The 683-nt window shown below is 66.3% G+C and carries 1 protein-coding gene; it reads left to right on the top strand.

Translation table 11 applies throughout. From position 1 onward, the window contains the following. On the top strand, positions 1-683 hold a 683-nt coding region (locus tag AC0L3E_RS34590; protein ID WP_473606908.1), incomplete at both ends, for an Ig-like domain-containing protein.

Here is a 683-nt window from a genome sequence, read left to right as displayed (position 1 = left end):
CCGACGGCGCATGCCAACACCAACAGCGTGTCGGAAGGCGCGCAGGCCTCGGGCAACGTGCTGACGGACGGGACGGCGGACGTTCTGGGCGCCGACGGCGCTGCACCTGGCGGCGCGGTGACGGGCGTGGCAACCGGTTCGAACGTCTCGAACCCGGTTAGCGGCAATCTCGGCGGAGCCGGGATCGCGGGCCAGTACGGCACGCTGGTCCTGGGCGCCAACGGCGCCTACACCTACACGGCCAACGCCAACGCGGTGACCACCAATGCGGTCGATCACTTCGTCTACACCATCACCGACGGCGACGGCGACACCTCGACGGTGACGCTGGACATCACCGTGAACAATGTGACGGTGACGGCATCCGACACCGATGCGCTGGTCAGCGAGAAGGGCCTTGCGACGGGCAGCGACGCAGCCGGCAACAGCGAGATCTTCAACGGCGCGATCACGCCGGCCGGCGGCACCGGCCCGTACACCTATACGCTGACCTCGCCGGCAAGCGGCAGCTACGGCAATCTGGTGCTCAACGCCAACGGCACCTACACCTACACGCTGACCCAGACCTATGACGGTGTGACGACCAACAATGGCATCACCACCGAGCAGGACAAGGACAGCTTCACCTATACGGTGACCGACGCCCACGGCAACACCACCACCGGCTCCATCCTGGTCGACAT

The organism is Mesorhizobium sp. WSM4822 (assembly GCF_055811155.1).
The sequence above is the reverse complement of the archived record's forward strand: the minus strand, read 5'-3'. Positions and strand labels throughout refer to the sequence as shown.